This is a genomic window from Hymenobacter siberiensis (assembly GCF_018967845.1).
Classification (GTDB): Bacteria; Bacteroidota; Bacteroidia; order Cytophagales; family Hymenobacteraceae; genus Hymenobacter; species Hymenobacter siberiensis.
In genome coordinates this window covers 4,468,405-4,481,894 of the sequence record NZ_JAHLZZ010000001.1, presented here as the reverse complement: position 1 = coordinate 4,481,894, position 13,490 = coordinate 4,468,405, and the positions used below count along the sequence as shown (strand labels likewise).

The following is a 13,490-nucleotide window of genomic DNA, read 5'->3' as shown; positions in this document are numbered from 1 at the left end:
GCCCGCTCGTTTGTCCGGCTTCCCCACCGTGCTGCTGAGCAGGCGCGTGTAGTAGTACAGTAGTACGCGCCGGCCAGGGCGAGCAGCAGCAGTTACGCGGGCAGAAGCGCGGGTACCTGCCAGTGGTGAAAAAAGAACCCGATAACCATGGCGTAGAGGTACAAAACCACCACCGGCAACAGGATAACTCCCTGTACTACGGCCCACGACATGACCTGTTCTCGCCCCGGCAAGGCGTTGCTGCTGTAGGCCATAAATTGCACATCGGGGCTTTTCAAGCGGCCCGCCACGTAATGCCAGCTCTTGAGACTGTAGAGAAAGCCGCCGCCGAGCAGCGCGGCCACGCCAATGGGCTCGCTCACCGAGAGGATGACCAGCCGAAAGCCGTTCGCAAGAATCTGCGCCTCCGTGAGGTGGTTCTGATTGGGCACCTGGGTCCAGAAAAAGTTAACGAACACCCCCAGGAACAGCACAATCAGCCAGCCCGTATGCTCCCGATAAAAGCCACGGGCCACGACGTTGAGCAAGACGCGCGTCAGGGGCCTGTTCATCTGGCGTGACGCAGGGTGGTGTGTTCGATGAGCAGCTGCTGCATGGCTGGCAGCGCCCCCGCCGCAAAGGCTTGGTGGTAGGAGAGCAGGAAGCTGGTGCCCTGCTGGGCGTGCTAGTGGGCCATCCACGCGCACAGCACCGGAATAGCCGCCGCGTCCAGGGTGGTCAGCGGCTCGTCGAGCACGATGCAGGTGGGCTGGCCAAGAAAAGCGAGTACCAGCGACAGCTTCTTGAGCATGCCACTCGAATAGGAGCCGACCGGTTCGTGCACGTAGGCCGTCATGTGCAGGCCTTCCAGGTAGAAGTCCTCCTGGTGGGGTGGGCCGTTCTTGGCCGTTCGGAACAGGTCAATCAGCTTGCGGCCGGTCAGGAATTCGGGAAATACGGGCTCGGCTTCGGCAAAATTGACGAGGCGGCGGTAGGCCACCGCTTGTTTTTTAACGCTCAATTTCCCCGCCAGCAAAATATCGCCCTCAAACGGCGTGATGCCGGCAATGGCGCTGAGCAGGGTACTCTTGCCCGAGCCATTGGCCCCCTGAACCCAGGAGGTGCCGGAGGCGAAGGCAAACGAATTGATGCGCAGTACCGCCCGCCCGCGGTAGGACTTGCTAAAATTCGTGAGTTGCAGCATGCATCAGCGGAAAAAAAAGATAACGGCCGCAAGGCCGCCAGCTACGCCCGCCGCAAACCAGCAGCCAGCCAGCCAGCAGCCAGCCAGCCAGCAGCCAGCCAGCAGCCAGCCAGCCAGCTGGCAAGCTCCGGGACCAGCCTTCTGCCCAACGCCAATCATCGTCGATTATTGGCGCGATAGAGGCGCTTCGGCGGCGCACACGCTGGCTAAGCCTGACGTGGTTTTGGCTTACCGCTCCGCACTACCCCATCTTGGTGCCGCAGCCGGGGCAGAATTTCTGTGCCGGTTTCAGCGCCTCGCCGCAGCTGGTGCAGTGGCGGGGCTGGGTTTGGGCGGTGGCCGGAGTGCCGCAACTGGGGCAGAACTTCTGGCCGGGGGCCAGCTTGGTCTGGCAGCTCTGGCAGCTCTGGCAGCTCTGGCATTGCAGCAGCGGGTCGCGGTTTAGGAAATCGAGGTTTTTGGTGTAATCCTGCTTGCGCGTTTTGGTCCGAATTTGCTCGCTCGTGGCTTGGGCCTGCTGGGCGCGAAGCTCCTCCTGCTCGTCGGGGGCGCAGCTTTCGCAGAGGCCGGCGCTGTGGTTCCAGCAGGCATCGGGGCACACCCAGTGGCCGCAGCGGGTGCACTGCTTGAACTGCTGCGCGCCCTCGGCCACGGCGGTTTGCAGGGCGTCGTCGTGCGCCTTGCCGCCCACGGCCCGCTGAATGTGGTAGGCCGCGTTTTCGGCCCTGCCCAGCCCGCCAAACAGGCTGCTGGCCGCCTGCAGCAAGCTGCCCGCAATGCCAATGGCGTTGGGCTGAAACCGCTACATGTAGCCGTTGCGGCACTTATCGCAATGAAACTTGAACTGGAAGCCCTTATCGGTGGAAAGGTCGTCGTAGTTGGCAACGAATTGTATCAGGGAGCTCATGGGGCGATGGAGAGAAGTGACGGGTAAAAGTAGCGTCAAATACCAATATGATGATACTGAAGGCCCCTTAGAGCGTGAGGACAATAAAAGATTTATTTATTTACCTAAGCCAATCTAGCGTAGCACCAATATACCAAAAGGCGAGGAAGGAAACGGCGGTTTTTTCGTAGCGGGTGGCCAGGCGGCGGTATTGCTTGAGGCGGCCAAAAAAGCGCTCGACTTTATTGCGGTCGCGGTAGGTTTCTTCGTCCATTGCCAAGGGTTCTACCCGGTTGGGATGGCTGGGAATGACGGCTTCGATGCCCCTTTCGGTGCAATAGGCGCGGGTTGCGTCGCTGTCGTAAGCCGTGTCGGCCAGCACTTTGCCCGGCTGCAGGTCCGCCAGCAAGGGCAGCGCCTGCGGGCTGTCGCCCGCCTGGCCTTCGGTCGCAATCAGCCGCACGGCGTTGCCCAGCGACTCAACGCAGGCGTGAATTTTGGTGCCGATGCCCCCGCGGCTGCGTCCGAGGCACTCGGTGGCGGCGTTACTTTTTTTTGGCCCGCTGAATGCTGGTGCGCCCGCACGACGGTCGAATCGAGCATGACCCAGTCCAGTTCGGGGGCTTGCAGGGCCTGGAAGGCCCGCTCCCAAACCCCTTTGGTCGCCATGCGCCGGAAGCGCTTGCACACGGTGTTGAATTTGCCGAAGCGTTCGGGCAGGTCGGCCCACGGGCAACCGGTGCGCATTATCCACACGACCGCGTTGAAAAACAAGCGGTTGTCTTTGCCCGTCACCCCGCAATCCGTGGCTTTACCCGACAAAAGGGGACTCACCGCCAGCCATTGAGCATCGCTGATCTCATGTCTTCTCATAAATAATTTCTTCGTTATAAACGATTGCCAAAGCAAAGGTAATTGTCCTCACGCTCTAGCATGGTGCGGCGGTCCTGGCAGCCGCAGCATAGCCCCACTGCCGGCCGTTGTGCCTGTTCAGAAATGCAAAAAGCCTGTCGGCCAGAGCATCGCTCCGGCCGACAGGCTTTTTGCTTCGGAAAAAAATCGGGCTAGAACGTGAAGCGCAGGCTCACGGCCGCATCGTTGTAGAAGCCGGTGTAGCCGTGGAATACCTCGAAGAAGGGCTTGTAGTCGACGCCTACCACGAAGGGCAGGTCGGGCAGCTTGTATTCGAGGCCCAGAATCAGGTCGGCTCCGATGGCGAGGTACGTGGTTTCGTCGTAGTAATAACCGTCTTTGTTGCCTTTGAGGAAGTACCCGTCGCCGTTGCGGCCGTTGTAGTAAAACCGGTCGTCGGCAAAGTAGTAGCGGCCCTGGTAGGCCCCGGCGTGGAAGCCCGCGCCGTAGTAGAACTGCAGGCCCTTGGCGTCGGGCACACCAATGTGCTTTTCGCCCAGAATGGTGAGGCGGCCACCGCGTGCTTTGTACTCCGTCGTGAGCAGAGCCTCGATGGCCACGCCCTTGCCGCTGCCCAAAAAGTGCTTCAGCGTGAGTCCCGACGACCAGCCGCCACCGCGCAGGCCAATGCCCGTGCTATAGCCCGAACCGCTGCCACTGCCGCCGCCGCTACTTTTTTTCTTCGATTGGGCGTTAGCGGCCAGGCCGGGTAACAGGAGAAGCAGGAACCCGGTAAGACGTAAATAATTCATGAAAAAACACTGTTTGGTAATGTTAAAAGTTGGACAAAAGTAAGCGGTAAGGCGCGAAGTACGCCATAACCCGCAGGTAGCAGTTCAAAGTCGGGTGGTGCGATGAACTGCCCAGCGGGCTTGTTCGGCCTGACACGGAGCGGTGCGACGACCAACAAGTCGTTGCACCACTCCGTGTCAGGCCTCCGCCAGGCTGCTGCCGGCACTCCGGTTGGCTTTGGGTTATTTGATGCGCTCCAGGAGCCAGGTGCCCAGCGGCGGGCCGTCGGGCGCGGGGCCGGTGGCGGGCGGCAGCCGTAGCGGGGCTACCACGCCGGCCGGCAGGGTGGCCTGGTCGGGGGCGGTAAAGCTGGGGCCGCTGTCGGTGCCGGCGTCGTAGGCACGGGCGGGCACCCGGCGCTGGGCCACCCATTGGCCGTTGGCATCGAGCAGGTTTTCGTCTTCCAGCACCGCAAACCAGTCCGGGCTCGGCGCAATCATCGTCACCAGGCTCAGGCGGGGGTGGGCGGCGTTGAGGCGAATGGTGTCGGCCACCATCCCCGGCGAGTTGATAACGCGCCCCTCCAACATTCGGAAAGCCGCGCCACTGCTTGCCAAGGTCGTTATTTCGGTCCGCAACGCGGTATTGTTGCCGCGCTCCGCCATGTCCCTGATGCCGGTACTGGCCAGCTGGCCGGGCCGAAACAGCAGCCCATCGGCCCGGTGTGAAGCCCCGATAACTGCCGAAAAATGCGCCCCGGCCGGGAAGTTGGCGTGCGTGTCGGCGCTCCAGGTGGCTTCGAACGTGACGCGGTACAGGGCCGGCCCAATAGTTGGGGCGGGGGGCTGCCCGGCCGGGCTGGTGTTGGTGCAGGCTGCCAGCCCAAGCATGGCGGGCCACAGGCCCAGGCGATGGAGTGAACAAGGCATGGCGCGAAAAAACGGGATTAGACGAGCGGGATTACAGCGCCTGGGCCACCTGCCGCACGCTGGTGCGGTGGCGGTAGTCGGTGTTGAAGTAGGCAAACTTGATTTTGCCATCCTGACCGATGACGTAGGTGGCGGGCACGGGCAGAATGTTCTGGTCGAGCCCATTGGCCTTTTTCAGGTCGACGCCGAAGCCCATGTACTTTTTCGCCGTGGCATCGTCCACCACAAAAGCCGTTTTGTAGGCCTTCATAATGGTCAGGTTCTGGTCATGTACGATGGGGAACGACGCCTTGGTTTTGGCCACCGTCTGGTCGATGTTGGCCGGCGTTTCGGGAGTTATCACCACCACTTGCGCGCCCTTGGCCGTGAGCACCTGCAGCGAATCCTGCAGCTGGCTCAGCTCCTTGTTGCAATACGGGCACCACTGTCCACGGTAGAAATACAGCACTACGGGGCCCTTTTTCAAGAGCTGGCGCAACTCTACTGGCCGGCCGGCGGCATCCTGGCCTTTAAAAGCCGGAGCCATGCTACCCACCGCCAGGGCCGAGGCCGTGAGTGATGGAGCGGGGGCTTGCTGGGCCAGCGCCGGAGCGGCCAGCAGTGCCAGTGCGCCGGTAAGATTCAAAAAGGACTTCATGAGCTTGGGGAAATAACGAACAGTTGCGGGGCCAGACGTCCACCCGCTACCACCCTTACACCCGGGTTTACTTTTTGTTCAGAGCCCTCTCCACTGTATCGGTCAGGAAAAAACCAGCGGCCACTTCGGCCAGAGCAGCCCGCGCCGAAGTGGCCGCCAATGCAGCGGATAGCAACAGCGCCCCCCGCTGGTAGCTGGCAGTGCGCGGTTGCGGCAGGTAGTAGCCTACGCCAGTTCCTTGGGGCTGTCCCAGTTGTTAGTCCCGGGCCAGTTCGTCGGAAAGATGCACGCGCACACCCCCGCCGTCATCCTCGGCGGCGTGGAGCATGGCGGCGGCTACTGTGGCCCCGGCCACGGGGCGGTACTTCAGCAGCGGGCCGCGCAGCAGCGGGCTCACCAGCCGTAGCACTATGGCCCCCAGGCGTTCGCCCAGGCGGGGCTGCGCCCGCTCGCCCAGCAGCAGCGAGGGCCGGAAAATATGAATGGCCCGGAAAGGCGTCTGGCGCACGGCGGCTTCCATTTCGCCCTTCACCCGGCTGTAGTAGATGGAGCTTTCGGCATCGGCCCCCATGCTGGATACCACCATGAACTGCGCGGCAAAGTTGCTGGCCGCCAGCGCTGCCAGCTGCACCACGTACAGGAAATCGACTTTGAAAAATGCCTCCTTCGAGCCCGCCTGCTTCATGGTGGTGCCCAGGCAGCAGTACACGTCGTCGGCGATGAGCTTTAGGCGCGCCTCATCCAGCTTGTCCAGCTCCGTGACCACCTGCACCAGCTTGGGATGGATAGTGGGCACAGCCTTGCGGCCCACCACAATCACCTTGGTGTAGCGGTCCGAAGCCAGCAGCAGCGGCAGTAGTTGTGAACCAATGAGGCCGGTAGCACCGGCGAGGAGGGCGGTTTTCATAAGTAGGGTGCGGGGCTTGCCCCCGCCCGTCGTTGAGCAGAGTCTACGCCATCCTGAAAATTCTGTTCGACGACAGGCAGGGGCAAGCCCCGTACTACCACCGATTAGGGTTGTCTATAATATAGCGTCGGTAGCTTTCCAGCTCGCTGGCGTCGCGAATAATCCGCTCGTAGTAATCACGCTGCCAGCACGAAGCCGGTGCCGGCTGATTTGCGGCTAATAATTGCTTACGCCATTGGGTAAAGCAACGTGACTTGAAACTGCCCACGACCGCATTTATGGCTACTACCTGATTGCGTGTCAGCACCAAAATGCAATGCAGATGATTTGGCATTAATATCCAGGCATCTAGTTTTACTGTGGGGAAATGTTCTGGTACAGCAGCTAATTCAAGTAGTGTGACTTCACCCAAGGAAGAATGTTGTAATGATTCTCCCGTTGCCAAACTGCCGAAAATATGGGCTTTGTTGTGTGCACAGATAGTCAGAGCATAATAGCCAGCCATGCTATAGTCATACCCATTGTATCGAATGCTACGGCGTTGCGGAGGTAATTCCATGAAGTGGTTTGCGGAGCTTGCTTTACTGTCGTTGAACGGTAGTAGTTGGCTCTAATTTAGAGCCGTATTTAAGGTTACCGTTCAACGACGGGCGGGGGCAAGCCCCGCACCCTACTTCAACTGGGTTGCTTCCGGCTCCAGTAGCACTAGTCCCTGCCGGAATAGTGCCCCCAGGGCCTTCTTAAATACTTTTTTGCTCATGCCCACGCGGCGGTACACGTCCTCGGCTAGGCTCTTGTCGCCCAGCGGCAGGCGGCCGCCCGGCGCGGCCTGAATGGCTTTGAGCAGCGTATCCGTCGCCGATTCCACCTCGCCGTAGCCTTCTTTTTGCAGGCGCACGTCGAGCTTGCCATCGGCTCGCACTTGGCGCAGGAAGCCGGATAGCTGCTCGCCCAGGCGCAGGGGGCGGAATACTTCGTTGTGGAACAGCAGCCCCTGGTGCGTGCCGTTCACAATGATGGGGTAGCCCAGCTCGGTTTCGTCGGCTACCATGATGCGCACCGCGTCGCCGGGCTCGCCCTGGAAAGGCTCGTTGCTGATGAACTGCTTCCACTTGGTGGAAGCCACGAGGCGGTCGCTTTCCTCGTCGAGGTACACGTACACAAACACCCGCTCGCCGGTGCGCAGGTCGCGCCGCTGGTTGCGGAAGGGCAGGAGCAGGTCTTTTTCCAGGCCCCACTCCAGGAAGGCGCCGGCCGGGCCGTGGTCCTTCACCGTGAGGCCGGCGTAGGAGTTCACCAGCGCCAGGGGCCGCAGGTTGGTGGCAATGAGGCGGTCTTCCGAGTCGCGGTACACGAACACGCGCACGATGTCGCCCACGCGGGTGCCGGCCTCCACGTACTTTTCGGGCAGCAGCAGGTCGCCGTCGTCGGAGGTGAGGTAGAGGCCGATGCTGGTTTCGCGGGCTACTTCGAGGTCGTTGTAATCGCCGAGGAGGAGGCTGGCCATAGGGGGGAGTCTTAAGAAGTGAAGGGGCAAAGGTCGGGAGGAAATGAATTTGAGGCGGCTGTAGCCATTGTTGCGCTGCTGATTACGCCCCCCGCGCCCCCAGCCGCCCGCCGCAACTTCAAAAAAACGCTGATAATACCGTTTCATTCTCAGGCGGGTGGGCCAATTTGAGCCGCTGGAGGCAATTAATCTATAGCCTTATAGAATTTGTAGGGTATAGCAGGAAGCTGCGCGTGTGGCCCGGCGTGCTGATTTTTCGCTCTCTCGGGGCCTTTCTCTATCCTAAAACCCTCCCATATGAGACACCTTTTAACAACTCTTCAAGCCGTTGCCATTGTGGGGCTGGTCGCTTCGCACGGCCACGCCCAAACGGCCGACCGCAAAATGGCCGTCAGCCTGTTCGGCAGCGCCTACCAGTACAAATGCAGCCTGGGCGAAGACTTCTGGAAGTGGGACCGCAACGCCTATGGCCCCGGCATCGGCATCAACCGCTACCTCACCCCGGGCCTCGACCTGAGCCTCCAGGGCAGCTACGTGGTGCTGAAAGGTGCCCAGAGTGCCGCCACCTACTTCAGCACCAATGTGGTGAATGCCAATCTGGTCCTCAAGCTGAAGCTGAACAACGGCTGGGCCCTGAAGGAAGACGCCCGCGTGCAGCCCTACCTGCTGGCCGCCCCCGGCTACGTGTACATGAGCCGCGAAGGCAAGGTGCGCGGCCTGAACGTGAACGAAAACAAGTCGTACTTCGACCTGTTTGGTGCCGCTGGTATCAACTTCCGGCTTTCTGATGCGGTGGGCGTGTTCGTCCAGACCGGCCAGCACATTCCCCTCAATGCCAACATTGACGGCGAGCCCATCCGCGACAGCGACAAGTTCGATGACCGGTACCTGCAGTACACCGTGGGCCTCACCATCGCCTTCGGCAAAGCCAAGGATACCGACACGACGGCGTGCCCGACCGCAAGGACAAGTGCCCCGAAACGCCCGCCGGCGTGGCCGTGGACCCCAACGGCTGCCCCCTCGACCGCGACGCCGATGGCGTGCCCGACTACCAGGACAAGTGCCCCGATGAGAAAGGCCTCGCCACCCTCGAAGGCTGCCCCGACCGCGACGGCGATGGCGTGCGCGACAGCGAAGATGCCTGCCCCGATACCCCTGGCAAGGCCGAGCTGAAAGGCTGCCCCGACGCCGACAACGACGGCGTGAGCGACCCCAACGATAAGTGCCCCGACACCCCCGCCGGCACCCGGGTAGATGCCAACGGCTGCCCGCTGGTGCTCGACCAGGACCGCGACGGTGTGCTCGACAACGTGGACAAATGCCCCGACACCCCCGCCGGTGCCCGCGTCGACTCAGTGGGCTGCCCGCTGGCCATCGACCCCAGTTTGCTGAAACTGCAGGTGCCCATCCGGTTCCGCACCAACAGCACGGTTATCGAGCGCAGCTCGTATCCCACGGCCAACCGCATTTCGCAAGCCATGAAGACCCACGCGGACTACCAGTTGCGCATCATTGGCCACGCCGACAGCCGCGGTACCGATGAGTACAACCAGGGCCTTTCCGTGCGCCGTGCCGAAGCTGTGAAACGCTACTTCACCAACAAGGGGGTCGAGTCCAGCCGCATCATCACCGAAGGCCGGGGTGAGAGCGAGCCAGCGGCACCCAACACCACACCCGCCGGCATGACGAAAAACCGCCGGGTCGAATTCCGATTTGAGTTCGTTCCCGTTCCCGCGCCCGTGCTCTAAGCATTGGCTCGGAAACGACAAAAAGAGCCCCATCGTATTGGTGGGGCTCTTTTTTGTGTTATCGGAATGGCGTTTCAGGGGCTTTTTCGCAAGTAGCCAGCACGGCGTAGCGACGCAGCTTTGCGATTTCTATTATTCAGGGCAGAGGTAAACGTATGCTCCGGTCCGACTGGTTGTCGTTAAACCGAAATCGTTGGTGCCTCAACCGGTCCGACCCGAATACGGTTACTTCTGCGCCAGTACTTACAACGGCTTCATTCTGTGGCCGTGCTGAAGGAAGTGTGTTGAATTTAAAACGTCACGCCTCGCCTTCAGCCACCGCTGCTACTGCAGAAGTGCTCAGGGCTGAAACAGCGGGGCGCAGCTGCAGCCTGGCATCTACGGCCACGGCCAGCAGCGCGCCGGCCACCGGCCCTACCACATACACCCACCAGTCCGTCCAGATACCGCTGAGCAGGGCCGGGGCCAGCGAGCGGGCCGGGTTCATGCTCGCGCCCGTGAGGGGCCCGGCCACCAGCGCCTCCAGCGCCACCGTAACGCTGATGGCCAGCCCCGCCAGCATGCCCACTTCCTTGGAGCCCGAGGTAACCCGGAAAATCACCAGCATGAGCCAGAAGGTGAGGAAGGTTTCGATGCCCAGCGCCTGCAGGGTGTCGTGGGCCGGCAGCGTTGCGCCCAGGTCCGAGCCCGGGGTGGCAATCAGCTTCACCAGCCCGCTGCCAATGGCCGCGCCGGCCAGCTGCGCCAGCACGTAGGGCAGCACCCGCCGCCCCTCAAACCGGCCCATGGCCCAGAAGGCCACCGTCACGGCCGGGTTCACGTGCGCGCCGCTGGTTTCGCCCAGGCTCTGGATGATGATGAACACCACCAGCCCAAAGGCCGCCGCCACGCCGCCGTGCCCCAGCGCGTGGGTCTGGGCATCGACTACGGCCGCGCCGGTCCCAAAAATCAGTAGAATGGCCGTGCCCAGCATTTCGGCCAGCAGGCAGGTTCGTAGGGTTGGCTGCATTAGTTTTCCGTCGGGTTCGTAGTGTCCACCACGGCGCTGCGGCGCTCCAGTAGCAGGGTGTCGTGCCACATACCGCGCAACTGGCCGATGCGCTCGCGCCGCCCCACCTGCCGGAAACCCACGGCCTCGTGCAGCCGCACGCTGGCCGTGTTTTCGGGAAAAATGCCGGCCTGCAAAGTCCACAGGCCGTTTTGTTTCGATTCGGCCACCAGTGCTTTCATCAGGGCCGGCCCCATGCCACGTCCCCGGGCCGCAGCGGCCACATATACGCTCACCTCGGCCACGCCCGCATACACGCAGCGCCCCGAAACCGGCGAAAGGGCCACCCAGCCCAGCACGGTGCCCGTTTCATCGGTAGCTACGAGGCGGCAGGTGGGCAAGTGGCCGGTATCCCAGGCCTGCCAGGTGGGCAGTTCGGTGGTGAAAGTGGCCATGCCGGTGGCCATGCCCTCGGCGTAGATGGTGCGCACCGCCGGCCAGTGCTCAGCCATGAGGGGAAGAATGGTCATGGAGAGGAAGAGGAGAGGTGATAAGGATTGCGATGTTAAGCAAGAACGTCACCCCGAAAATTCGGCCTGCACAAAATCCCGGGCATAGGCCTTCACCTGGTCGCGCACGCTCCGGAACTGGCCCATTATTTCCGCCTCGCTGCCGGTGGCTTTGGCCGGGTCGGGGAAATTGTGGTGCAGCTTTTTGGCCGTTGAGGGAAACACCGGGCATACCCCGTTGGCATGGTCGCACACGGTGATGACGTAGTCGAAGGGCACGGCGGCGTACTCGTCCACATGGTTGCTGGTGTGGGCCGAAATGTCCACGCCGTCCTCGGCCATCACGCGCACGGCGCGGGGATTGAGGCCGTGCACTTCCACGCCCGCGCTGTACACGGCTGCCCGCTCGCCCAGCTCCTGCGCCAGGTAGCCGTGCAGCAGCTGGCTGCGGCAGGAGTTGCCGGTGCACAGCACCAGAATGTTCTTTTTGTCAGGCATAAGCTTGCTAAAAATCAATGCGAATGAAAGAGTTTAGCGGTTTCTAGCAGCACCCGCCGCCCGGCGTGCAGGCCGCCACCTGCAACTGGGGCAGGGCAAATTGCTGGTCGGCCGGAATGCCGCAGGCATCCTGCGCCAGGCAAGCCGTTTGCTTGGCCGTGAGCCGGAAATCAGTCCCATCAAACACGAGCCCGAACTTACCGATGGTGGCCTGCTGGTATTCTACTTCGATATCCAAGTCCTCGCGGCCCAGGATTTTTTCCGACAGCTTCAGGATGTTCAGGAGTTTCTGCGGGGCCAGCCGGTGGTCGTAGTCGCCGGCCTCCCAGAGCTGGAAGTTGGCCATCGTTTCGCGCCGCTCCACACCGCCGCAGTCGATAAAATGCTTGCTCACCAGCCCCACCTCCGTCACGTGGAAATGGGCGGGCAGGGAAGTGCCGTCCGGCAGCCGGAAGCTCACGGCACTCAGGCCGTTCAGGGCCTCTTTCATCTCAGATATTTTCATGATAGTATGATTGATTGGGTGAAAAACGGATATTGAAGCTGTTTAGAAAGTCAAAGGACTCCCAAAAAAGCGCGAAATTTGAGGTGTAACACTCCTTTTTTCGCATTTTAATGGAAGTCCTGTCCAAAGATATGATTCGCCAATGGATTCTGCCCGCGCTCACCTTCTCCGCCCATGGCCGCCCCTCGGTCGTGGAGCCGGCCGAGTTGGTGGAAGCCATTCTCTACAAACTCAAAAGCGGCTGTCAATGGCGATTATTGCCTGTTAAACAGTTTTTTACGGGCGCATCGCTGACCTGGCAGGGCGTGTACGCCCGCTTTAATGCGTGGCGCAAGGACGGGTCCTGGCAAGGGGTATGGCTCCGCTTGTTGCGCGAAAACGGGGCCCATCTGGACTGTTCCAGCGTCCAACTCGACGGCAGCCACACGCCCGCCAAGAACGGCGGGGAGGCCGTCGGCTATCAGGGCCGCAAGAAAGCCCGTACCACCACAGCCCTCTTCTTGGCCGATAACCGGGGACAGCCGCTGGCCTGCGCCAGCCCGCAGGCGGGCAACCACCACGACACCCACCAGCTCAACGCCTTGTTCGGGGAAATCTGCGCCTCGCTCGAAGCGGCCAATATTCCCGTCGCCGGGCTGTTTCTGAACGCCGACAAAGCCTTTGACACCCAAGGCTTTCGTCAGGAATGCGCCCGGCGCGACATCGAGGCCAACATTCCCCGCAACCGCCGCGCCGCCGACTGGCAGACCGACGACGACACCTTTTTCGACCCCGAACTCTACCGCCGCCGCGTCGTGGTCGAACACGCCAACGCTTGGCTCGACGGCTTTAAAACGTTGCTCGTGCGCTACGAAACCAGCGTCGGCAATTGGCTGGCCTGGCACTGGCTCGCCTTTGTCGTCATCTTTTTGCGAAAAATCAACCAAAAGCCGACTTTCTAAACAGCTTCATTGAAAAAAGACGCGGGGCATCCGGTTGCTCAGCAGCAGCTGGGAGTGGTAGTGGAAGCGGGGGCCACAACCGGCATCTCCGCCAGCAAATCGCCGAGCAGCTGCCGGGCCACGGCCCAGCCGGCCGCATCCAGGCAGTAGCACACGCGCGGCCCGTCTACCTCGCCCTGCACCAGCCCGGCCGCTTTCAACTCCTTCAGGTGTTGCGATACGGTGCTTTGCGACAGGGGCAGCTCCAGCACCAGCTCGCCGCACACGCAGGCTTGGCGCTGGGCCAGCAGCCGCACAATGGCCACCCGCGCCGGGTGCCCCAGAGCCTTGGCAATGGCCGCCAGCCGCTGCTCGGCCGCCGTGAACTCGGCTCGCTTATGTATGGCCATGAGGGAAGTAATTTGCTTATCGTCGATTTACGATTATAAAGGTACGAGGTTTGCTTTGTTCTGTTTTCATCGTCCCGGTATTTCTTGAAATAATTAAATTAATTAATTGCTAACAATAATCAGCTTGTTATTTTTAAAATGCAAGTGAGTGATAATTTTGTGGCGCAGTAATTGCCTCTTGGTGATTCTCAGGCGTATTTTCTGCTTGTGAGCTTTGCC

The 13,490-nt window shown here is 61.3% G+C and carries 16 protein-coding genes and 1 pseudogene; 2 read left to right on the top strand and 15 right to left on the bottom strand.

Translation table 11 applies throughout. The features are described 5' to 3' along the window. Positions 1–92 precede the first annotated feature (92 nt). The 10 genes and pseudogenes from KQ661_RS19635 to KQ661_RS19590 form a co-directional block, all read right to left on the bottom strand. Positions 93–551, bottom strand: a complete 459-nt coding sequence (locus KQ661_RS19635; RefSeq protein WP_216727820.1) for a hypothetical protein — start codon at positions 549–551, stop codon at positions 93–95. Between the two features lie 113 nt (positions 552–664). Then, positions 665–1,183, bottom strand: coding sequence for an ABC transporter ATP-binding protein (locus KQ661_RS19630; RefSeq protein WP_216727819.1), 519 nt, complete (start codon positions 1,181–1,183; stop codon positions 665–667). Positions 1,184–1,424: 241 nt separating this feature from the next. After that, the gene (locus KQ661_RS19625) at positions 1,425–1,949 is read right to left on the bottom strand and encodes a zinc ribbon domain-containing protein (RefSeq protein ID WP_216727818.1); all 525 of its coding nucleotides are present in this window, start codon (positions 1,947–1,949) and stop codon (positions 1,425–1,427) included. 244 nt (positions 1,950–2,193) lie between these two features. Beyond that, a pseudogene (locus tag KQ661_RS19620) lies at positions 2,194–2,915 on the bottom strand (IS5 family transposase); the annotation flags it as partial. 218 nt (positions 2,916–3,133) lie between these two features. Beyond that, positions 3,134–3,733 (bottom strand): hypothetical protein, encoded by a 600-nt coding sequence (locus tag KQ661_RS19615; protein ID WP_216690123.1) that lies wholly within the window; start codon positions 3,731–3,733, stop codon positions 3,134–3,136. Positions 3,734–3,955: 222 nt separating this feature from the next. Beyond that, complete coding sequence (locus KQ661_RS19610; protein WP_216727817.1) at positions 3,956–4,642, bottom strand: spondin domain-containing protein; 687 nt, start codon at positions 4,640–4,642, stop codon at positions 3,956–3,958. Positions 4,643–4,673: 31 nt separating this feature from the next. Beyond that, positions 4,674–5,279: a peroxiredoxin-like family protein gene (locus KQ661_RS19605; protein WP_216690121.1), complete on the bottom strand. Its 606-nt coding sequence runs from the start codon at positions 5,277–5,279 to the stop codon at positions 4,674–4,676. Positions 5,280–5,535: 256 nt separating this feature from the next. Then, a complete protein-coding gene (locus KQ661_RS19600) occupies positions 5,536–6,186 on the bottom strand; it encodes an NAD-dependent epimerase/dehydratase family protein (RefSeq protein WP_216690120.1) in 651 nt (216 codons plus the stop codon). A 94-nt stretch (positions 6,187–6,280) separates the two neighbouring features. Continuing rightward, positions 6,281–6,745 carry a transposase gene (locus tag KQ661_RS19595; protein ID WP_216727816.1) on the bottom strand — a complete coding sequence of 155 codons (465 nt, stop codon included), beginning with the start codon at positions 6,743–6,745 and terminating at the stop codon, positions 6,281–6,283. Positions 6,746–6,856: 111 nt separating this feature from the next. Continuing rightward, the gene (locus KQ661_RS19590) at positions 6,857–7,693 is read right to left on the bottom strand and encodes a CvfB family protein (RefSeq protein WP_216690117.1); all 837 of its coding nucleotides are present in this window, start codon (positions 7,691–7,693) and stop codon (positions 6,857–6,859) included. A gap of 950 nt (positions 7,694–8,643) precedes the next feature. Between KQ661_RS19590 and KQ661_RS22930 the strand changes: the two genes are divergently transcribed. Next, entirely contained in the window at positions 8,644–9,441 is a 798-nt protein-coding gene (locus KQ661_RS22930; protein WP_216727815.1) for an OmpA family protein, read from the top strand. Positions 9,442–9,739: 298 nt separating this feature from the next. On the opposite strand, the gene KQ661_RS19580 is transcribed toward KQ661_RS22930, so the two are convergent. From KQ661_RS19580 to KQ661_RS19565, 4 genes are read right to left on the bottom strand one after another with little or no spacing between them, the layout of a single operon-like run. Then, complete coding sequence (locus KQ661_RS19580) at positions 9,740–10,450, bottom strand: MIP/aquaporin family protein (protein WP_216690115.1); 711 nt, start codon at positions 10,448–10,450, stop codon at positions 9,740–9,742. Then, on the bottom strand, positions 10,450–10,959 hold the full coding sequence (locus KQ661_RS19575) for a GNAT family N-acetyltransferase (protein WP_216727814.1): 510 nt from the start codon (positions 10,957–10,959) through the stop codon (positions 10,450–10,452). Before KQ661_RS19575 ends, KQ661_RS19580 begins: the two co-directional genes overlap by 1 nt. A 48-nt stretch (positions 10,960–11,007) precedes the next feature. Beyond that, positions 11,008–11,436, bottom strand: coding sequence for an arsenate reductase ArsC (locus KQ661_RS19570; protein WP_216690113.1), 429 nt, complete (start codon positions 11,434–11,436; stop codon positions 11,008–11,010). A gap of 43 nt (positions 11,437–11,479) precedes the next feature. After that, a complete protein-coding gene (locus KQ661_RS19565) occupies positions 11,480–11,941 on the bottom strand; it encodes a DUF6428 family protein (protein WP_216690112.1) in 462 nt (153 codons plus the stop codon). Positions 11,942–12,051: 110 nt separating this feature from the next. Between KQ661_RS19565 and KQ661_RS19560 the strand changes: the two genes are divergently transcribed. After that, entirely contained in the window at positions 12,052–12,882 is an 831-nt protein-coding gene (locus KQ661_RS19560; RefSeq protein ID WP_216678791.1) for an IS5 family transposase, read from the top strand. 38 nt (positions 12,883–12,920) lie between these two features. Here KQ661_RS19560 and KQ661_RS19555 read toward each other — a convergent pair whose 3' ends face one another. Further along, entirely contained in the window at positions 12,921–13,271 is a 351-nt protein-coding gene (locus KQ661_RS19555; protein WP_216727813.1) for an ArsR/SmtB family transcription factor, read from the bottom strand. Between the last annotated feature and the right edge of the window lie 219 nt (positions 13,272–13,490).

Bases quoted from the DNA above. Each gene is read 5' to 3' on its own strand.
- KQ661_RS19635 (WP_216727820.1), bottom strand. From the start codon at position 551: ATGAACAGGCCCCTGACGCGCGTCTTGCTCAACGTCGTGGCCCGTGGC.
- KQ661_RS19630 (WP_216727819.1), bottom strand. From the start codon at position 1,183: ATGCTGCAACTCACGAATTTTAGCAAGTCCTACCGCGGGCGGGCGGTA.
- KQ661_RS19615 (WP_216690123.1), bottom strand. From the start codon at position 3,733: ATGAATTATTTACGTCTTACCGGGTTCCTGCTTCTCCTGTTACCCGGC.
- KQ661_RS19610 (WP_216727817.1), bottom strand. From the start codon at position 4,642: ATGCCTTGTTCACTCCATCGCCTGGGCCTGTGGCCCGCCATGCTTGGG.
- KQ661_RS19605 (WP_216690121.1), bottom strand. From the start codon at position 5,279: ATGAAGTCCTTTTTGAATCTTACCGGCGCACTGGCACTGCTGGCCGCT.
- KQ661_RS19600 (WP_216690120.1), bottom strand. From the start codon at position 6,186: ATGAAAACCGCCCTCCTCGCCGGTGCTACCGGCCTCATTGGTTCACAA.
- KQ661_RS19595 (WP_216727816.1), bottom strand. From the start codon at position 6,745: ATGGAATTACCTCCGCAACGCCGTAGCATTCGATACAATGGGTATGAC.
- KQ661_RS19590 (WP_216690117.1), bottom strand. From the start codon at position 7,693: ATGGCCAGCCTCCTCCTCGGCGATTACAACGACCTCGAAGTAGCCCGC.
- KQ661_RS19580 (WP_216690115.1), bottom strand. From the start codon at position 10,450: ATGCAGCCAACCCTACGAACCTGCCTGCTGGCCGAAATGCTGGGCACG.
- KQ661_RS19575 (WP_216727814.1), bottom strand. From the start codon at position 10,959: ATGACCATTCTTCCCCTCATGGCTGAGCACTGGCCGGCGGTGCGCACC.
- KQ661_RS19570 (WP_216690113.1), bottom strand. From the start codon at position 11,436: ATGCCTGACAAAAAGAACATTCTGGTGCTGTGCACCGGCAACTCCTGC.
- KQ661_RS19565 (WP_216690112.1), bottom strand. From the start codon at position 11,941: ATGAAAATATCTGAGATGAAAGAGGCCCTGAACGGCCTGAGTGCCGTG.
- KQ661_RS19560 (WP_216678791.1), top strand. From the start codon at position 12,052: ATGGAAGTCCTGTCCAAAGATATGATTCGCCAATGGATTCTGCCCGCG.
- KQ661_RS19555 (WP_216727813.1), bottom strand. From the start codon at position 13,271: ATGGCCATACATAAGCGAGCCGAGTTCACGGCGGCCGAGCAGCGGCTG.